Below are 14,561 nucleotides of genomic sequence, written 5' to 3'. Positions count from 1 at the left end.
CCATCCTTACAGGAAGCTAACCGCCCAGGGCCTGATGCAGGCAGGCGGCCACCAGGAGGGCGCCCCGGGGCTGGGGCCGGGGCGGCACCGGCTGCTGCCACAGGGCCGCCAAGTCGGCCCCCAGGTCGCCGGCCTGCAAGGCGGACTCTTCCACCTCGCGGCAGACGGCGTGGGCCTGCAGCCAGGGAATCAGGGCCTCCTGCTCGGGCCAGTCGGGGCGGCGGGCGTAGAGCATGGGGGTGCCGTTGCAGGCGGCTTCGGCGAAAGTGCCGTAGCCGGGCTTGCCCACCACCGCATCCACGGAGGCCAAGAGGTCAGCGAAGTCCCAGCCCAGGGGCTCGAAGGCGCTCATGTCGGGACGGGCCACGCCCCAGGCGGCGGGCACCAGCCAGTGCAGGTCCGGCTGCGCCGGCCAGGTCTGGGCCGGCAGCCGGGTGGCGATGCCGCCCAGGGCCGCCAGCACCAGCCGGGTCCCCTGCCCGACGCCCAGCACCTGCCGCAGAAGCCCATCCTGCCTGGTTCCCAGCCGGGCCACCGGGTCCACGGGACGGGCCTGCGGCAGGTCCGGCATGGCCATGGCCGGGGCCAGGCGGAAGAAGGAGAGGGCGCTGCGGTAGGCCGCCAGCATCTGGCCATGGAGGGGCGGCGCCCAGGTTTCTCCGGCGAACTCGTGGGCGAAGAGATCGGCCCAGTTGAGGGAGCTCATGGCGTAGGCCGGCAGGCCCAGGCGCTCCGCCGCCGCCAGGGGCAGGTAGGCCACGTTGCTGAGCAGCAGGTCGGCATCAAGGCCCTGGAGAAAGTCGGCCTCGGCCGCCACCCGCTCTTCCCAGCCGGAGTGGAAGTCCCGGTAGGCGGCGGCGCTGGCGGCCCGGTCGATGCGGAAGGCATCGCTCATGACGAAGCCGAAATCCGCCGCCCGGGGCACCAGGACAAAGTCGCCGCCGATGCGCTGGCGCAGCTTGAATTCGGGGGCGCCGCTGACCACGGTCAGGCGCAACGCCGGTTGCAGCTGTCGCAGGGCATCGAGCACCGGCCCGGTCTGGGCGATGTGGCCGAAACCATGGCCGGAGATGTAGACGACAAGATGGGGCATGGAGCCGGCCCTAAAAGGCGTTAGCCACAGAGGGCACAGAGATCACCGAGGAGGCCGGGTGGAAAATCATGGCGCCTTCCGCTGCCCCGAGGTCTAGAGCAGGCGGGCGATGTAGGCGCCCTGGCAGTCGGGCGGCAGGGGCAGCCACATGATGTGGCCGTTGCCCGGGGCCACGGTGACCGGCTCGCCGGCCTTGTTTTCCATGCGCTCCAGGACCAGCACCCGGTTGCCGGCGGGATGGATGATTTCCAGCCGGTCGCCGACGGCGAAACGGTTCTTCACCTCCACCTGCATCAGGCCCCGTTCCGCATCGAAGGCGGTGGCGTCGCCCACGTAGAGGCTGCGTTCGGATTCGGAGTGGCCCTTGAGGTAGTTCTGGTACTCGGCGTCGTGGTGACGCTGGTAGAAGCCGTCGGTGTAGCCCCGGTTGGCCAGGCCTTCCAGATCGGAGAGCAGGGTGGCGTCGAAGGGCCGGCCGGCCACGGCATCGTCGATGGCCCGGCGGTAGGCCTGGCAGGCCCGGGCGGCGTAGTAGGGGGACTTGGTGCGGCCCTCGATCTTCAGGGAATCGACGCCGATTTCCACCAGCCGCTGCACGTGCTCGATGGCCCGCAGGTCCCGGGAATTCATGATGTAGGTGCCGTGCTCATCCTCCTCGATAGGCATCAGCTCGCCGGGGCGCTCCTTCTCCTCCAGCAGCCACACCTTGGATTCGGGCCGGCCGTCGGCGGACTCGTTCTCGGGATGGACCTTGTAGTCCCAGCGGCAGGAATTGGTGCAGGTGCCCTGGTTGGGATCGCGCCGGTTGAAGTAGCCGGAGAGCAGGCAGCGGCCCGAATAGGCGATACACAGGGCGCCGTGCACGAACACTTCCAGCTCCATGTCCGGACATTCCTGGCGGATCTCCGCCACCTCGTCCAGGGACAGCTCCCGGGAGAGGATGACCCGGGAAATGCCGACGCTCTTCCAGAACTTCACCGCGGCGTAGTTCACCGTGTTGGACTGGACGGAAAGGTGCACCGGCATCTGCGGCCACTTCTCCCGCACCATGGCGATGAGGCCCGGGTCGGCCATGATCAGGGCGTCCGGCGCCATCTCGATCACCGGTTCCATGTCCGCCAGGTAGGTCCGCACCTTGGTGTTGTGGGGGAAGATGTTGCTCACCAGGTAGAACTGCTTGCCCAGTTCCCGGGCGGCCTGGCGGGCCTCGGCCAGCACGCTCATGTTGCCGAAATCGTTGTTACGCACCCGCAGGCTGTAGCGGGGCTGGCCGGCGTAGACCGCGTCGGCACCGAAGGCGAAGGCGCTGTCCATCATGGCCCGGGTGCCGGCGGGGGCCAGCAGTTCGGGGCCGCGGCGAGCGGGCTGGGGGGCCGCGGGGGCGCCGGCGGAGGGGGTAGAAGGCATTGGGGTAGAATGGGCCAAAACCTGAATTTTACCTGTCTTCCCATCCTTCCCATGCCTGAAGAAATCCTCATCAATTTCACCCCCCAGGAAACCCGGGTGGCGGTGATGCACCAGGGCGTCGCCCAGGAACTGCACATCGAGCGCACCGCTTCCCTCGGCATCGTCGGCAACATCTACCTGGGCAAGGTGGTACGCATCCTGCCGGGCATGCAGTCGGCCTTCATCGACGTGGGCCTGGAACGCACCGCCTTCCTCCACGTGGCCGACATCTGGCTGCCGCGCCATAGCGAAAAGAACGGCGAGAAGGGCGACGGCGAAGGCGGCATGCGTCCCATCGAGCGCATTCTCACCGAGGGCCAGAGCCTGGTGGTGCAGGTGATCAAGGACCCCATCGGCACCAAGGGCGCCCGCCTGTCCACCCAGATTTCCATCGCCGGCCGCATGCTGGTCTATCTGCCCCAGGAGAAACACATCGGCGTTTCCCAGCGCATCGAGGACGAGCAGGAGCGGGAGCAGCTGCGGGAACGCCTGACCCGTCTGGTGCCGGAGGACGAGAAGGGCGGCTTCATCGTCCGCACCATGGCCGAAAATGCCTCCGACGAGGAGCTGGCCAACGACATCGAGTACCTGCGCAAGACCTGGCGCGGCATCAAGGAAAACTCCCTGCGGGTGGCCCCGCCCCACCTGCTGTACCAGGAGCTGTCCCTGTCCCAGCGGGTGCTGCGGGACTTCGTCAATCCGGAGACCTCGCGCATCGTCATCGACTCCCGGGAGAACTTCCAGAAGCTTAAGGAATTCGCCGCCCTGTACACCCCCAAGGTGCTGGAACTGCTCGACCACTACACGGGCGAGCGGCCCCTCTTTGACCTGCACGGGGTGGAGGATGAAATCCAGAAGGCCCTGGCCCGGCGCGTCGATCTGAAATCCGGTGGCTACCTGATCATCGATCAGACCGAAGCCATGACCACCATCGACGTGAACACCGGCGGCTTCGTCGGCGTGCGCAACTTCGACGACACCATCTTCAAGACCAATCTGGAGGCGGCCCAGACCATCGCCCGCCAGCTGCGCCTGCGCAACCTGGGCGGCATCATCATCGTGGACTTCATCGACATGGAGAACCCGGAACACCGGGACGCGGTGCTGGCCGAGTTCAACAAGGCCCTGGCCCGGGACCACACCAAGATGACGGTGAATGGCTTCACCGCCCTGGGCCTGGTGGAGATGACGCGCAAGCGCACCCGGGAATCCCTGGCCCACGTGCTGTGCGAGACCTGCCCCACCTGCGGCGGCCGCGGCGAGGTGAAGACCGCCCGTACCGTGTGCTACGAGATCCTGCGGGAGCTGCTGCGGGAGGCGCGCCAGTTCAATGCCCGGGAATACCGCATCCTGGCGGCGCCGTCGGTGATCGACCTGTACCTGGACGAGGAATCCCAGTCCCTGGCCATGCTTTCCGACTTCATCGGCAAGGCCATTTCCCTCCAGGCCGAGGCCAGCTACAACCAGGAGCAGTACGACATCGTGCTGATGTAGGCCGGTCCTGCGTCAACGACAAAGGGGCGCCCGCGGGCGCCCCTTCGTTTTTTCGCTCCGGCGTCTAGCGCGCCAGGGTGTCTCCTGCCACCGCCGCGGTCTGCACCCGGGGCCCGTCGCCCTGGCGCAGGCGTTCCTGCAGGCGGGCCAGCACCTGCTGGCCGTCGTCCCGGGAACGGGCCAGGGATTCCTGCATGTCCCGCTGCCACAGCAGGGCGGAAGCCTGCCGGCGCCACTGCTCCAACTGGGGATTGTGGGCCAGGTGGTGGTAGTGGTGCAGGCGGTTCATGGTGAACCAGCGGTGGGCCTCGGCCTGGTCGGCGGCCACGCCCACCCCTTCCTGGTACATCAGCCCCACTTCGTACTGGGACTGCAGGTCGCCCTGCTCTGCCGCCCGCTTGTACCACTTCATGGCGGCGGCCAGGTCCTGGGGCACGCCGTCGGCGTAGCGGTACATCAGGCCCAGGTTGTACTGGGCGTCCCGCTGCCCCTGCTCGGCCAGCTGTTGCCAAAGTTGCAGGGCCTGGCGGTAGTCGCCCTGGCGGTGGGCCTGGGCGGCCTGCGCGAAGCGCTCGCCGGCGGCGGGTTCGGCATGGACGGCGGTGCAGCCCAGGGCCAGGAGGATGGCGCAGCTAAGGTGACGGAGCCCCATGGAATGTCCTTTCTTGAACGGTCAATCGCCCGGCGGCGGCCGGGGAAAACCATTCTATGGATAGGGACATTGGGGCGGAATGAGGCAAATGGTCGCGCGGCAGACTGTCGCACCGGGCCGCCGGGGTTGCCCGAGCGGCGGCCAGATGAAGACCTGACCGGGGCAATTTGCGCCAGCCCCGCCGGCTGCCTATGCTGACGTTTCCCCAACCCGAAACGGAGCCCGCCATGAGCGTCAGCACCTCCCCGGAATTCGACAGCCTGGTGCCCAATAACAACATGGACCGCCGCACCTTCGTCGCCACCGCCGTCGGCGCCGCGATTGGCACTGGATTCGCCCTGGCCGTGCAGCCGGTGTGCGCCCAGACCCAGATCAAGACCGACAGCAGCGGCCTCAGGACCGCCGCCATCCAGGTGCCGGTGGGCGGCGAAAGCGTTGCCGCCTACTGCGCCCGGCCGGCGCAGGGCGAGCGCCTGCCCACGGTGCTGGTGGTGTCGGAAATCTTCGGCGTCCATGAATACATCCAGGACATCTGCCGCCGCCTGGCCAGGCAGGGCTACCTGGCCATCGCGCCCCAGCTGTTTGCCCGCCAGGGCGACCCGGCCACGGTGGACAGCATTCCCAAGCTCATGGAGAGCATCATCGCCAAGGTGCCCGACGCCCAGGTGCTGGCCGACCTGGACGGCTGCGCCGCCTGGGCCGCGAAGAACGGCGGCGATCCGGAGCGCCTGGCCATCACCGGCTTCTGCTGGGGCGGCCGCATCACCTGGCTGTACAGCGCCCACAATCCGGCGGTGCGGGCCGGGGTGGCCTGGTACGGCCGCCTGGTGGGCAACGCCAGCGACCTGACGCCGAAACACCCGCTGGACGTGGCCTCCAGCCTCAAGACGCCGGTCCTCGGCCTCTACGGCGGCCAGGACCAGGGCATTCCCCTGGAGACGGTGGAGAAAATGCGGGCCGCCCTCAAGGCGGCCGGCAATCCCTCCGAGATCGTGGTCTATCCGGAGGCGCCCCACGCCTTCCACGCCGACTACCGGCCCAGCTACCGCCCCGAACCCGCGGCCGACGGCTGGCGGCGGCTGCTGGCCTGGCTGCAGCAGCACGGCGTCTAGACGGCCGGGCCCGCCAACCGGACAACCTCAGAAGGCAGAAGGGACGGGCTTCCCCGGCATGACACGCCGGAGAAGTCCGTCCCTTCTAGCTTGCAGAGCAGGGGCTTAGAGCCCCAGGCACAGGTACTTCACTTCCAGGTATTCCTCCAGGCCGTACTTGGAGCCTTCCCGGCCCAGGCCCGACTGCTTGATGCCGCCGAAGGGCGCCACCTCGTTGGAAATGAGGCCCGTGTTCACCCCCACCATGCCGTATTCCAGGGCCTCGCCGACACGGAAGATGCGGCCGATGTCCCGGGAGTAGAAGTAGGAGGCCAGGCCGAACTCGGTGGCGTTGGCCAGGGCGATGGCCTCTTCCTCCGTCTTGAAGCGGAACAGGGGCGCCACCGGGCCGAAGGTCTCCTCCCGGGCCACCCGCATCTGGGGCGTCACGTCCGCCAGCACCGTGGGCTGGAAGAAGGCGCCGCCCTCCCTGTAGCGCTCGTGGCGCCGGCCGCCGGCCAAGACCCGGGCGCCGTGGGCCACGGCGTCGGCGATGTGGGCCTCCACCTTGGCCAGGGCGTCAGCGTCGATCAGGGGCCCCTGAGTGACGCCGGCCTCCGTGCCTTCGCCCACCTTCAGCGTGGCCACCTTTGCCGCCAGCTTGGCGGCGAAGGCCTCGTAGATGCCGTCCTGCACCAGCAGCCGGTTGGCGCAGACGCAGGTCTGGCCGGTGTTGCGGTACTTGGAGATCATGGCCCCTTCCACCGCCGCATCCAGGTCGGCGTCGTCGAAGACGATGAAGGGGGCGTTGCCTCCCAGTTCCAGAGAGAGCTTCTTGATGCTCGGCGCGCACTGGCCCATGAGCAGGCGGCCCACTTCGGTGGAGCCGGTGAAGGAGAGCTTGCGCACCGTCGGGTTGGACGTCAGTTCGCCGCCGATGGCCACCGGATCGCCGGTGATGACGTTGAAGACGCCGGCCGGAAAACCTGCCCGGTGGGCCAGTTCGGCCAGGGCCAGGGCGGTCAGGGGCGTCTGTTCCGCCGGCTTGACCACCACCGTGCAGCCGGCCGCCAGGGCCGGCGCCACCTTGCGCGTGATCATGGCGGCGGGGAAATTCCACGGCGTAATGGCGGCGCAGACGCCGATGGGCTGCTTGATCACCAGCATGCGCTTGTCCGCCGCCACGGCGGGAATGGTCTCGCCGTAGGCCCGCTTGGCCTCCTCGGCAAACCATTCGACGAAGGAGGCGGCATAGGCCACCTCGCCCTTGGCTTCGGCCAGAGGCTTGCCCTGTTCGCTGGTCATGAGCAGGGCCAGGTCGTCGGCATGCTGGTTCATCAGCTCGAACCAGCTGCGCAGCACCGCCGCCCGCTCCTTCGCCGTCCTGCTGCGCCAGGCCGCCCAGGCGGCATCGGCGGCGGCAATGGCGGCGCGGGTCTCGGCGGCGCCGAGGCGGGGCACCCGGGCCAGTTCGGCACCGCTGGCCGGATTGCGCACCGGGAAATCGCTCTCGCCGCCCACCCACTGGCCGTTGAGATAGCACTGCTGGCGCAACAGATTGGAATCCTCAAGTTTCATCTTTGTCTCGTCGTTGGAATTTTATAAAAACCGTCGTTTATACTTGGGGTTATGACTAGAAAGCTCACCCATTGCCTGAGCTTGGCCGCCGCCCTCGCCGGCTGCGGCAGCTTACCGCCATCGCCCCCGGAAAGGCCAGCGGAGCGCGCCGCCGCGCCCCTCTCGGCCAAGGCCCAGGACGTGGTGCTGTACGCCTTTTCCCTGATCGACACCGGCTACCGCTTCGGCGGCAAGAACCCGGAAGCGGGCCTGGACTGCAGCGGCATGGTCAGCTACATCTATGGCCAGGCGGCGGGCCTGAAAGTTTCCGGCAGCGCCGCCGACATCGCCCGCAACGGCCGCCCCGTGCCGCGCCAGGGCCTCAAGCCGGGCGACCTGGTGTTCTTCAACACCATGAACCGCTCCTACTCCCACGTGGGCATCTACATCGGCGACGACCGCTTCGTGCACGCGCCGGCAACTAATGGCAGAATCCGAATCGACAGTCTGGGAGCCCGCTACTATGCGGAGCGCTTCGAGGCTGCCCGGTCCTACTTCGACTAAGCCGTCGGGCCGTAAAAAAACCACAATCTTAGGAGACAGTTTCACATGCCCGTTCCCGCTCTGTTCCAGGGCCGGATGGCGGTTCCCGCCATTGCTGCGCCCATGTTTCTCGTATCCGGCCCCGATCTGGTCATCAACGCCTGCAAGGCCGGCATCGCCGCCAGCTTCCCCTCCCTCAACGCCCGTCCCGCCAGCCAGCTGGATGAATGGCTGACCCGCATGAATGGGGAGCTGGGCCCGAAGGATGCGCCCTTCGGCATCAACCTGATCCTGCACCACTCCAACACCCGCCTGGAAGAGGACGTGGCCCTGGTGGTCAAGCACAAGGTGCCCTTCGTCATCACCAGCCTGGGCAACCCCAGCAAGCTGGTGGAGGTGGTGCATGGCTACGGCGGCCTGGTGTTCTCCGACGTCATCCACGCCTACCACGCCAAGAAGGCCATCGAGGCGGGCGTGGACGGCATCATCGCCGTCTCCGCCGGCGCCGGCGGCCATGCCGGGACCCAGAACCCCTTCGCCCTGCTGCGGGAAATCCGGGAGTTCTGGGACGGAGTGCTGATCCTGGGCGGGGCCATTTCCGACGGCGCCTCCATCCGCGCCGCCGAAATCGCCGGGGCCGATTTCGCCTACATGGGCACCCGCCTCATCGCCACCCAGGAGTCCATGGCCCAGCAGGCCTACAAGGACATGCTGGTCAGCGCCGGCCCGCGGGACATCGTGTATACGGACGCCGTCTCCGGCACCAACGCCAACTTCATCTGGCAAAGCCTGGAGAAGGCCGGCTACACCAAGGAAAGCCTGGCTGCCGGCGGCCAGGCCAACCACAACTACGGCGGCGACGAGGCCAAGGCCTGGCGCGACGTGTGGAGCGCCGGCCACGGCGTCGCCAACATCCACGACGTGCCGACGGTGGCCGAACTGGCTGCGCGGCTGGCCGCGGAATACCGCCAGGCCTGCCAACGCCAGCCGTCCCAAGCCTTGCGGCCGGTATAACCAAAGCCATATTTTTCGGCGCCGCCGTTGATGCTAGGGTTAGGCCCTAAATAACGACATTCGAGAGCCTTTCCCCATGCGTACCATCGACGAAACCGAAGTCAGCAAACTGCTCCGCGGGGTGGAGATTCCCCCCTGCCCCGCGGTGCTCGCTGCCCTGGCCCAGGAGATGCACCGCCCGGATGCCAGTTCGACCAAGGTGGCCCGGCTCATCAGCCAGGACGTGGGCCTGGCCGCCGGCGTCATCAAGTGCGCCAATTCCCCCCTCTTTTCCACCGGCAGCAAGGTCGGCTCCATCGGCGAAGCCCTGGGCCGCCTGGGCTTCAACAACGTGCTCAACCTGGTGGTGAACGAGTTGCTGCGCAAGAACCTCTCCCAGAACAACCATGCCATGGACCGCTTCTGGGACAGCGCCACCTACTGCGCCGGCGTCTGCGCCAAGCTGGCCGAGATCCTGCCCGGCACCAGCCGCGACACGGCCTACACCTTCGGCCTCTTCCACGACTGCGGCATCCCCATCCTGATGCGGCGCTACCCGGACTACAAGAAGACCCTGGGCGAAGCCAACCGCCGCATCGACCTTCCCTTCACCGCCATCGAGGACGAAATCCACGGCACCAACCATGCCGTCATCGGCTATCTCATGGCGCGCAACTGGGGCCTGCCGGAGACGGTCAGCTCCGCCATCCTCTCCCACCACGATTTCTCCGTCTTCAACGACGGCAGCGGCCTCTCCGACGAATCGTGCACCCTGATCGCCCTGGCCCTGCTGGCCGAGCGCATCGTCGGCACCTTCCTGCGCCTCAACGAGGATGGCGAGTGGGAAAAGGGCAAGGGTGCCGTGGCCGGTTTCTTCGGTCTCACCGAGACGGACCTCAACGACATCGTGGACGACCTGCTGTTCAAGCTGGACTCCGCCCGCAAGGCGGCCTGAACCCGGACGTCGCGGCGGCATCGCCGCCATGAAAAAAGCCGCTCCAGGAGCGGCTTTTTTATTGTCGGGAGCGGCACCCTTCAGAGCAGGAACAGGGTGGCCAGGCCGAGGAAGATGAAGAAGCCGCCGGAGTCGGTGACGGCGGTGATCAACACCGAGGAGCCCAGGGCCGGGTCCCGGCCGAACTTCTGCATGGTCATGGGAATGACCACGCCGACGGTGGCCGCCAGCAGCAGGTTGAGGGTCATGGCCCCGGTCATCACCAGGCCCAGCTGGAAGGAGTGATACAGCCACCAGGAGACCACACCGAGCAGCCCGCCCCACACCAGGCCGTTGATCAGGGCCACGCCCAGTTCCTTGTGCAGCAGGCGCCGCGCCGATTCGGGCTGGATCTGACCGAGGGCGATGGCGCGCACGATCATGGTGATGGTCTGGTTGCCCGAATTGCCGCCGATGCCGGCGACGATGGGCATGAGGGCGGCCAGGGCCACCAGCTTTTCGATGGAACCTTCGAAGGCGCCGATCACCCGGGAGGCGATGAAGGCCGTCACTAGGTTGATGGCCAGCCAGGTCCAGCGGTTCTTCACCGAGTTCCACACCGAGGCGAAAATGTCTTCCTCTTCCCGCAGACCGGCCTGGGCCAGCAGTTCGCTTTCCGATTCTTCCCGGATGAAGTCCACCACCGCATTGACGGTGACTCGACCCACCAGGCGGTCATCCCGGTCCACCACCGGGGCGCTCACCAGGTCGTAGCGTTCGAAGGCCTGGGCCGCTTCCTCGGCGTCGTCGTCCGGTTCCAGATGGACGAAGTCGCTGATCATGACGTCCGCCACTTCGGACTCGGGATCGTTGATGAGCAGCTTGTTGAGGGGCAGCACGCCCTTCAGGCGCTCGTCCCGGTCCAGCACGAAGAGCTGGTCGGTGTGGTCGGGCAGTTCGTCGAAGCGGCGCAGGTAGCGCAGCACCACTTCCAGGGTCACGTCTTCCCGCACCGTGACCATTTCGAAATCCATGATGGAGCCGACCGAGTCCTCGGGGTAGGACATGGCGGCGCGCAGCTGCTCCCGCTCTTCCACGGAGAGGGACTGGAAGACGTCCTGGATCACCTCGTGGGGCAGGTCCGGCGCCAGGTCGGCCAGTTCGTCGGCATCCAGGGATTCGGCGGCGGCCACCAGCTCGTCCGAATCCATGTTGGCGATCAGGGTTTCCCGGACCGCATCCGACACTTCCAGCAGGATTTCCCCGTCCCGCTCCGCCTTGACCAGGTCCCACACCATGAGACGCTCATCCAGGGGCAGGGCCTCCAGGATGTAGGCCACGTCGGCCGGGTGCATCTTGTCCAGCTTGTGGCGCAGCTCGTTCAGGTGCTGCTTGTGCACCAGGGACTCCACCAGCTCGTGGCGGGGCATCTCCTGCTTGTGCACCAGGTCCTCCACCAGGTGATGCCGGGCGAGCAGGGTCTGCACCTCGGAGAGGCGCGCCTGCAGCTCATCGGCGTCAGCGTGCTGGATTTCTTCGCTCATGGTGGCAAACCGGGGAATGGTGCGATGCCGCAAAAAGATGGCGCATTCTAGCACCGCACCGGGTCAGGACTTTGACAAAAATCACGGGAAACCACCGGGCTACGGGATATCCCCAAGCGGCGCCCCGACGGCCCGCCCATGGGTATGGGCAAGCCGGTCTCAGGGGAGTTCCGCCGCCCCCATCCGGCCCAGGATGATGCCGGTCTTTTTCAGCAGCCCCGGGGCACTGCGGTTGCGGTCGTAGAAGCGGGGATTGGGCAGCATGGCGGCCAGCTTCGCCGCCTGTTCCGGGCCCAGCTGGGCGGCGGAGACGTTGAAGTAATGGCGGGCCGCCGCCTCGGCGCCGAAGACGCCGTTGCCCCACTCCACCACGTTGAGATAGACCTCGAAGATGCGCCGCTTGGACCAGGCGGTTTCCAGCATCAGGGTGATGGCGGCCTCCTCGGCCTTGCGCCAGGGCGTCTTGCTCGGGGAAAGGAACAGGTTCTTCGCCAGTTGCTGGGAGATGGTGGAGCCGCCGGCCACCACCTTGCCGCGGCGCTGGTTCTTTTCCACCGCCTTCTGGATGCCGTCCCAGTCGAAGCCTTCATGATCGACGAACTTGGCGTCTTCGGCGGCGATGATGGCCCGCTTCAGGTGGGGCGAGATGCGCTCGTAGTCCACCCACTGCTTCTGCAGGCTGGCCCCCGGCGTCTTCAGCCACAGCTCTTCCTGACGGATTTCCATGAAGCGGGTCATGTGGGGATTGACGTTGGCCCACCACAGTACCCAGGCGAACAGCCACAGCTGGTAGGCCAGCAGGAGGCCGACGCCCCAGGCCGCCGCCAGCTTCAGCCAATGCAGGATGCGCACGGCGCCTCAGCCCTGCCGCAGATGGTCGAGGACCGGCGTGGTGGCGGGCCGCACGCCGCGCCACAGCTGGAAGGCTTCCGCCGCCTGCTCCACCAGCATGCCCAGGCCATCCACCAGGCGGGAAGCGCCCTGCAGCCGGGCAAAGGCCAGGAAGGGCGTCTCGCCCCGGCCGTACATCATGTCGTAGGCCAGGGCGCCGCCGTTGAAGATGCCAGGAGGCAGGGGCGGCAGTTCGCCGGCCAGGCTGGCGGAGGTGGCATTGATCACCACATCGAAGCCCTGACCGGCCAGCTCGCCATAGCCACCACCGCTGACGGGGCCCAGGTCGGCGAAATCCCGGGCCAGATCGGCGGCCTTGGCGGCAGTGCGGTTGGCGATGTGCAGGCGGCAAGGGCCAGCGGCCAGCAGGGGCGCCAGGGCGCCCCGGGAGGCACCGCCGGCGCCGAGCAGGAGAATGGCCTTGCCCGCCAGGGGCAGGGCCTGGTTGACCTGCAGGTCCTGCACCAGGCCGGCGCCGTCCGTGTTGTCGCCGAGGATGTGCCCATCCTCCAGCACCAGGGTATTCACCGCCCCGGCCCGGGCGGCCCGGGGCGTCAGGCTGTCGGCCAGGCGAAAGGCCTCTTCCTTGAAGGGCACGGTGACGTTGGCGCCCCGCCCGCCGCCCTCGGCAAAGGCCCGCAGCGCCGCGGCGAAGCCGTCCAGGGGCGCCAGCAGGGCTTCGTAGCTCATGTCCTGGGCGCAGGCGGCGGCAAACAGGGAGTGGATCAGGGGCGACTTGCTGTGGCCGATGGGGTTGCCGAAAACGGCATAGCGGTCAGTCATGGCGGCAAAAAGAAGGCAGCGGTGGAGGAAAGGGCGCCAGTTTATCCCTTTTGGCGGACGGCAACCTGAACGCTCCCTTACGTAGTGCAGGGAACAAAATCGCCGCAGGAAACGGCTTACGCATGGCGGAATTGCCTATAATCCGGGCGTTGCACTTTTCAGGGAGCTAACAACAAATGAGCGCAAAAGACGCCGTTATCGTGACATGGGACGACCGCTACAGTGTGGGCATGAGTGAAATCGACGCCCAGCACCAGGCGCTCTTCGAGACCATCAACCGGCTGTGGTCCGCCATCGTCGGCAAGGGCAGACGGGAGCAGATCCTGGTGCTGATCGACGAGCTGGAACGCTACACCGTGGCCCACTTCTCCGCCGAGGAGAAGTTCATGGAATCCACCGCCTACCCGGACCTGGCCGCCCACCGGCAACTGCACGAGACCTTCGTGCAGCGCATCGCCGCCGAACGCCAGGGTGTCAGCGCCGGCAAATCCATCAGCCTGGACCTGCTGCACTTCCTCAAGGACTGGCTGGTGCAGCACATCCAGGTGGAAGATCAGCGCTACGCCGCCCACTGCCGCCAGGACCCGCAACGGGGCAGCGGCCTGGCCGGCTTCTTCAAGCGCTTCTGGGCCTAAACCCCGGCACCGGGCCGGGCCGCCTTACTGGGCCTGGACCCGGTCGCCGCTGGTGAAGAACCAGGTGCGGGTGATCACCAGCTGATCCACGTCCCGCCGGATATCCTCGGGGAAGGCCGCATAGGGGCCGGCCATGCGCACGATGCGCAGGGCCGCCTCATCCAGCACCTTGTGGCCGGAGGTACGCTCCAGCTCCACCTTGTCCACGGAACCGTTGGCATTGATGGTGACGGACAGCACCAGGGTGCCGTAGAGCCGGCCCCGGGCGGCCTCGGGATAGTTGAGGGTACCCACCCGCTCCACCTTCAGACGCCAGTCTTCCACATAGCGGGCGAAGCGGTATTCGTCGGCCCGGGTGCCGATGTTCTTCTTGCGCGGACGCTGGTTGTACTCGTCCACGCTCTTGCTGATCTCGGCCTCCATGCGCGCCATGGCCATGGCGCTGCTGGCCAGGTCCCGGCCCGAGAGGGTCGGCGCATTCTGGGGCTGGGACTCCCGGGAATCCTGGCGCGGCGCCCGGGTCTTGCTCTTCACTTCGGCCAGCAGGCGCTGCTGCTGGGCCTCCATGTCCCGCACCCGCTGCCGCGACTGTTCCAGGTCGCTGCCGGCCTGCTGCCGCGCCGAGGGCGGCAGGGGCGTGGCCGCCCGGCGGTTCTCTTCGACGTTGCCGCCGCCGTCCAGGTTGGCCTGGGCCAGGGCCTGGGCGTGGGTCGGGCGGCGCGCCGACTTGCTGTTCACCAGGATGATGTCCAGGGCCTTGTCCTGCAGGGCCCGGGAGGCATCGGGGAACTTGAAGTGGAGGGACAGCAACAGACCGTGCACCAGCACGGAAAGGCCGACGGCCAGGGTCAGGTTGCGGCTGGAGGCATCCATCCGGGCCAGGAATCCGGGCATCAACCGGGCCG

At 67.4% G+C, this 14,561-nt stretch carries 14 protein-coding genes; 6 read left to right on the top strand and 8 right to left on the bottom strand.

What is annotated here, in order from left to right; all coding sequences use genetic code 11:
- Positions 1-16: 16 nt before the first annotated feature.
- The gene (locus EV678_RS13470; protein ID WP_130459876.1) at positions 17-1,093 is read right to left on the bottom strand and encodes a glycosyltransferase family protein; all 1,077 of its coding nucleotides are present in this window, start codon (positions 1,091-1,093) and stop codon (positions 17-19) included.
- A 93-nt stretch (positions 1,094-1,186) separates the two neighbouring features.
- On the bottom strand, positions 1,187-2,500 hold the full coding sequence (gene trhP / locus EV678_RS13465) for a prephenate-dependent tRNA uridine(34) hydroxylase TrhP (RefSeq protein WP_130459875.1): 1,314 nt from the start codon (positions 2,498-2,500) through the stop codon (positions 1,187-1,189).
- A gap of 51 nt (positions 2,501-2,551) precedes the next feature.
- On the opposite strand from trhP, the gene rng reads away from it, so the two are divergent.
- Complete coding sequence (rng, locus tag EV678_RS13460; RefSeq protein WP_014235549.1) at positions 2,552-4,033, top strand: ribonuclease G; 1,482 nt, start codon at positions 2,552-2,554, stop codon at positions 4,031-4,033.
- Between the two features lie 64 nt (positions 4,034-4,097).
- Here rng and EV678_RS13455 read toward each other — a convergent pair whose 3' ends face one another.
- Positions 4,098-4,685, bottom strand: coding sequence for a tetratricopeptide repeat protein (locus EV678_RS13455; RefSeq protein ID WP_130459874.1), 588 nt, complete (start codon positions 4,683-4,685; stop codon positions 4,098-4,100).
- A 227-nt stretch (positions 4,686-4,912) separates the two neighbouring features.
- Between EV678_RS13455 and EV678_RS13450 the strand changes: the two genes are divergently transcribed.
- The gene (locus EV678_RS13450) at positions 4,913-5,797 is read left to right on the top strand and encodes a dienelactone hydrolase family protein (RefSeq protein ID WP_130459873.1); all 885 of its coding nucleotides are present in this window, start codon (positions 4,913-4,915) and stop codon (positions 5,795-5,797) included.
- A 105-nt stretch (positions 5,798-5,902) separates the two neighbouring features.
- Here EV678_RS13450 and gabD read toward each other — a convergent pair whose 3' ends face one another.
- Complete coding sequence (gene gabD / locus EV678_RS13445) at positions 5,903-7,354, bottom strand: NADP-dependent succinate-semialdehyde dehydrogenase (protein ID WP_130459872.1); 1,452 nt, start codon at positions 7,352-7,354, stop codon at positions 5,903-5,905.
- Positions 7,355-7,405: 51 nt separating this feature from the next.
- On the opposite strand from gabD, the gene EV678_RS13440 reads away from it, so the two are divergent.
- The 3 genes from EV678_RS13440 (at position 7,406) to EV678_RS13430 (ending at position 9,824) form a co-directional block, all read left to right on the top strand.
- Entirely contained in the window at positions 7,406-7,897 is a 492-nt protein-coding gene (locus tag EV678_RS13440; protein ID WP_130459871.1) for a C40 family peptidase, read from the top strand.
- Positions 7,898-7,942: 45 nt separating this feature from the next.
- The gene (locus EV678_RS13435) at positions 7,943-8,890 is read left to right on the top strand and encodes an NAD(P)H-dependent flavin oxidoreductase (RefSeq protein WP_130459870.1); all 948 of its coding nucleotides are present in this window, start codon (positions 7,943-7,945) and stop codon (positions 8,888-8,890) included.
- 76 nt (positions 8,891-8,966) lie between these two features.
- Positions 8,967-9,824, top strand: coding sequence for an HDOD domain-containing protein (locus tag EV678_RS13430; protein WP_014235555.1), 858 nt, complete (start codon positions 8,967-8,969; stop codon positions 9,822-9,824).
- An 80-nt stretch (positions 9,825-9,904) separates the two neighbouring features.
- On the opposite strand, the gene mgtE is transcribed toward EV678_RS13430, so the two are convergent.
- The 3 genes from mgtE to aroE all read right to left on the bottom strand — a co-directional run bounded on the left by mgtE (position 9,905) and on the right by aroE (position 13,021).
- Positions 9,905-11,347 (bottom strand): magnesium transporter, encoded by a 1,443-nt coding sequence (gene mgtE, locus EV678_RS13425; RefSeq protein ID WP_014235556.1) that lies wholly within the window; start codon positions 11,345-11,347, stop codon positions 9,905-9,907.
- A gap of 159 nt (positions 11,348-11,506) precedes the next feature.
- Positions 11,507-12,199: a monofunctional biosynthetic peptidoglycan transglycosylase gene (mtgA, locus tag EV678_RS13420; protein ID WP_014235557.1), complete on the bottom strand. Its 693-nt coding sequence runs from the start codon at positions 12,197-12,199 to the stop codon at positions 11,507-11,509.
- Between the two features lie 6 nt (positions 12,200-12,205).
- Entirely contained in the window at positions 12,206-13,021 is an 816-nt protein-coding gene (gene aroE, locus EV678_RS13415; RefSeq protein ID WP_130459869.1) for a shikimate dehydrogenase, read from the bottom strand.
- A 176-nt stretch (positions 13,022-13,197) separates the two neighbouring features.
- On the opposite strand from aroE, the gene EV678_RS13410 reads away from it, so the two are divergent.
- Positions 13,198-13,656 (top strand): bacteriohemerythrin, encoded by a 459-nt coding sequence (locus tag EV678_RS13410; protein WP_130459868.1) that lies wholly within the window; start codon positions 13,198-13,200, stop codon positions 13,654-13,656.
- 24 nt (positions 13,657-13,680) lie between these two features.
- Here the strand turns inward: EV678_RS13410 and EV678_RS13405 are convergent, their stop codons facing one another.
- Positions 13,681-14,529, bottom strand: a complete 849-nt coding sequence (locus tag EV678_RS13405; protein WP_235832465.1) for an energy transducer TonB — start codon at positions 14,527-14,529, stop codon at positions 13,681-13,683.
- Between the last annotated feature and the right edge of the window lie 32 nt (positions 14,530-14,561).

It is taken from the genome of Azospira oryzae (assembly GCF_004217225.1).
In the GTDB taxonomy this organism is placed as follows: domain Bacteria; phylum Pseudomonadota; class Gammaproteobacteria; order Burkholderiales; family Rhodocyclaceae; genus Azospira; species Azospira oryzae.
Note: the sequence above shows the minus strand (reverse complement) of the source record. Positions and strands in the feature narration are given on the sequence as shown.

Coding starts and splice junctions, on each gene's coding strand:
- EV678_RS13470 (WP_130459876.1), bottom strand. CDS start 1,093: ATGCCCCATCTTGTCGTCTACATCTCCGGCCATGGTTTCGGCCACATC.
- trhP (WP_130459875.1), bottom strand. CDS start 2,500: ATGCCTTCTACCCCCTCCGCCGGCGCCCCCGCGGCCCCCCAGCCCGCT.
- rng (WP_014235549.1), top strand. CDS start 2,552: ATGCCTGAAGAAATCCTCATCAATTTCACCCCCCAGGAAACCCGGGTG.
- EV678_RS13455 (WP_130459874.1), bottom strand. CDS start 4,685: ATGGGGCTCCGTCACCTTAGCTGCGCCATCCTCCTGGCCCTGGGCTGC.
- EV678_RS13450 (WP_130459873.1), top strand. CDS start 4,913: ATGAGCGTCAGCACCTCCCCGGAATTCGACAGCCTGGTGCCCAATAAC.
- gabD (WP_130459872.1), bottom strand. CDS start 7,354: ATGAAACTTGAGGATTCCAATCTGTTGCGCCAGCAGTGCTATCTCAAC.
- EV678_RS13440 (WP_130459871.1), top strand. CDS start 7,406: ATGACTAGAAAGCTCACCCATTGCCTGAGCTTGGCCGCCGCCCTCGCC.
- EV678_RS13435 (WP_130459870.1), top strand. CDS start 7,943: ATGCCCGTTCCCGCTCTGTTCCAGGGCCGGATGGCGGTTCCCGCCATT.
- EV678_RS13430 (WP_014235555.1), top strand. CDS start 8,967: ATGCGTACCATCGACGAAACCGAAGTCAGCAAACTGCTCCGCGGGGTG.
- mgtE (WP_014235556.1), bottom strand. CDS start 11,347: ATGAGCGAAGAAATCCAGCACGCTGACGCCGATGAGCTGCAGGCGCGC.
- aroE (WP_130459869.1), bottom strand. CDS start 13,021: ATGACTGACCGCTATGCCGTTTTCGGCAACCCCATCGGCCACAGCAAG.
- EV678_RS13410 (WP_130459868.1), top strand. CDS start 13,198: ATGAGCGCAAAAGACGCCGTTATCGTGACATGGGACGACCGCTACAGT.
- EV678_RS13405 (WP_235832465.1), bottom strand. CDS start 14,529: ATGGATGCCTCCAGCCGCAACCTGACCCTGGCCGTCGGCCTTTCCGTG.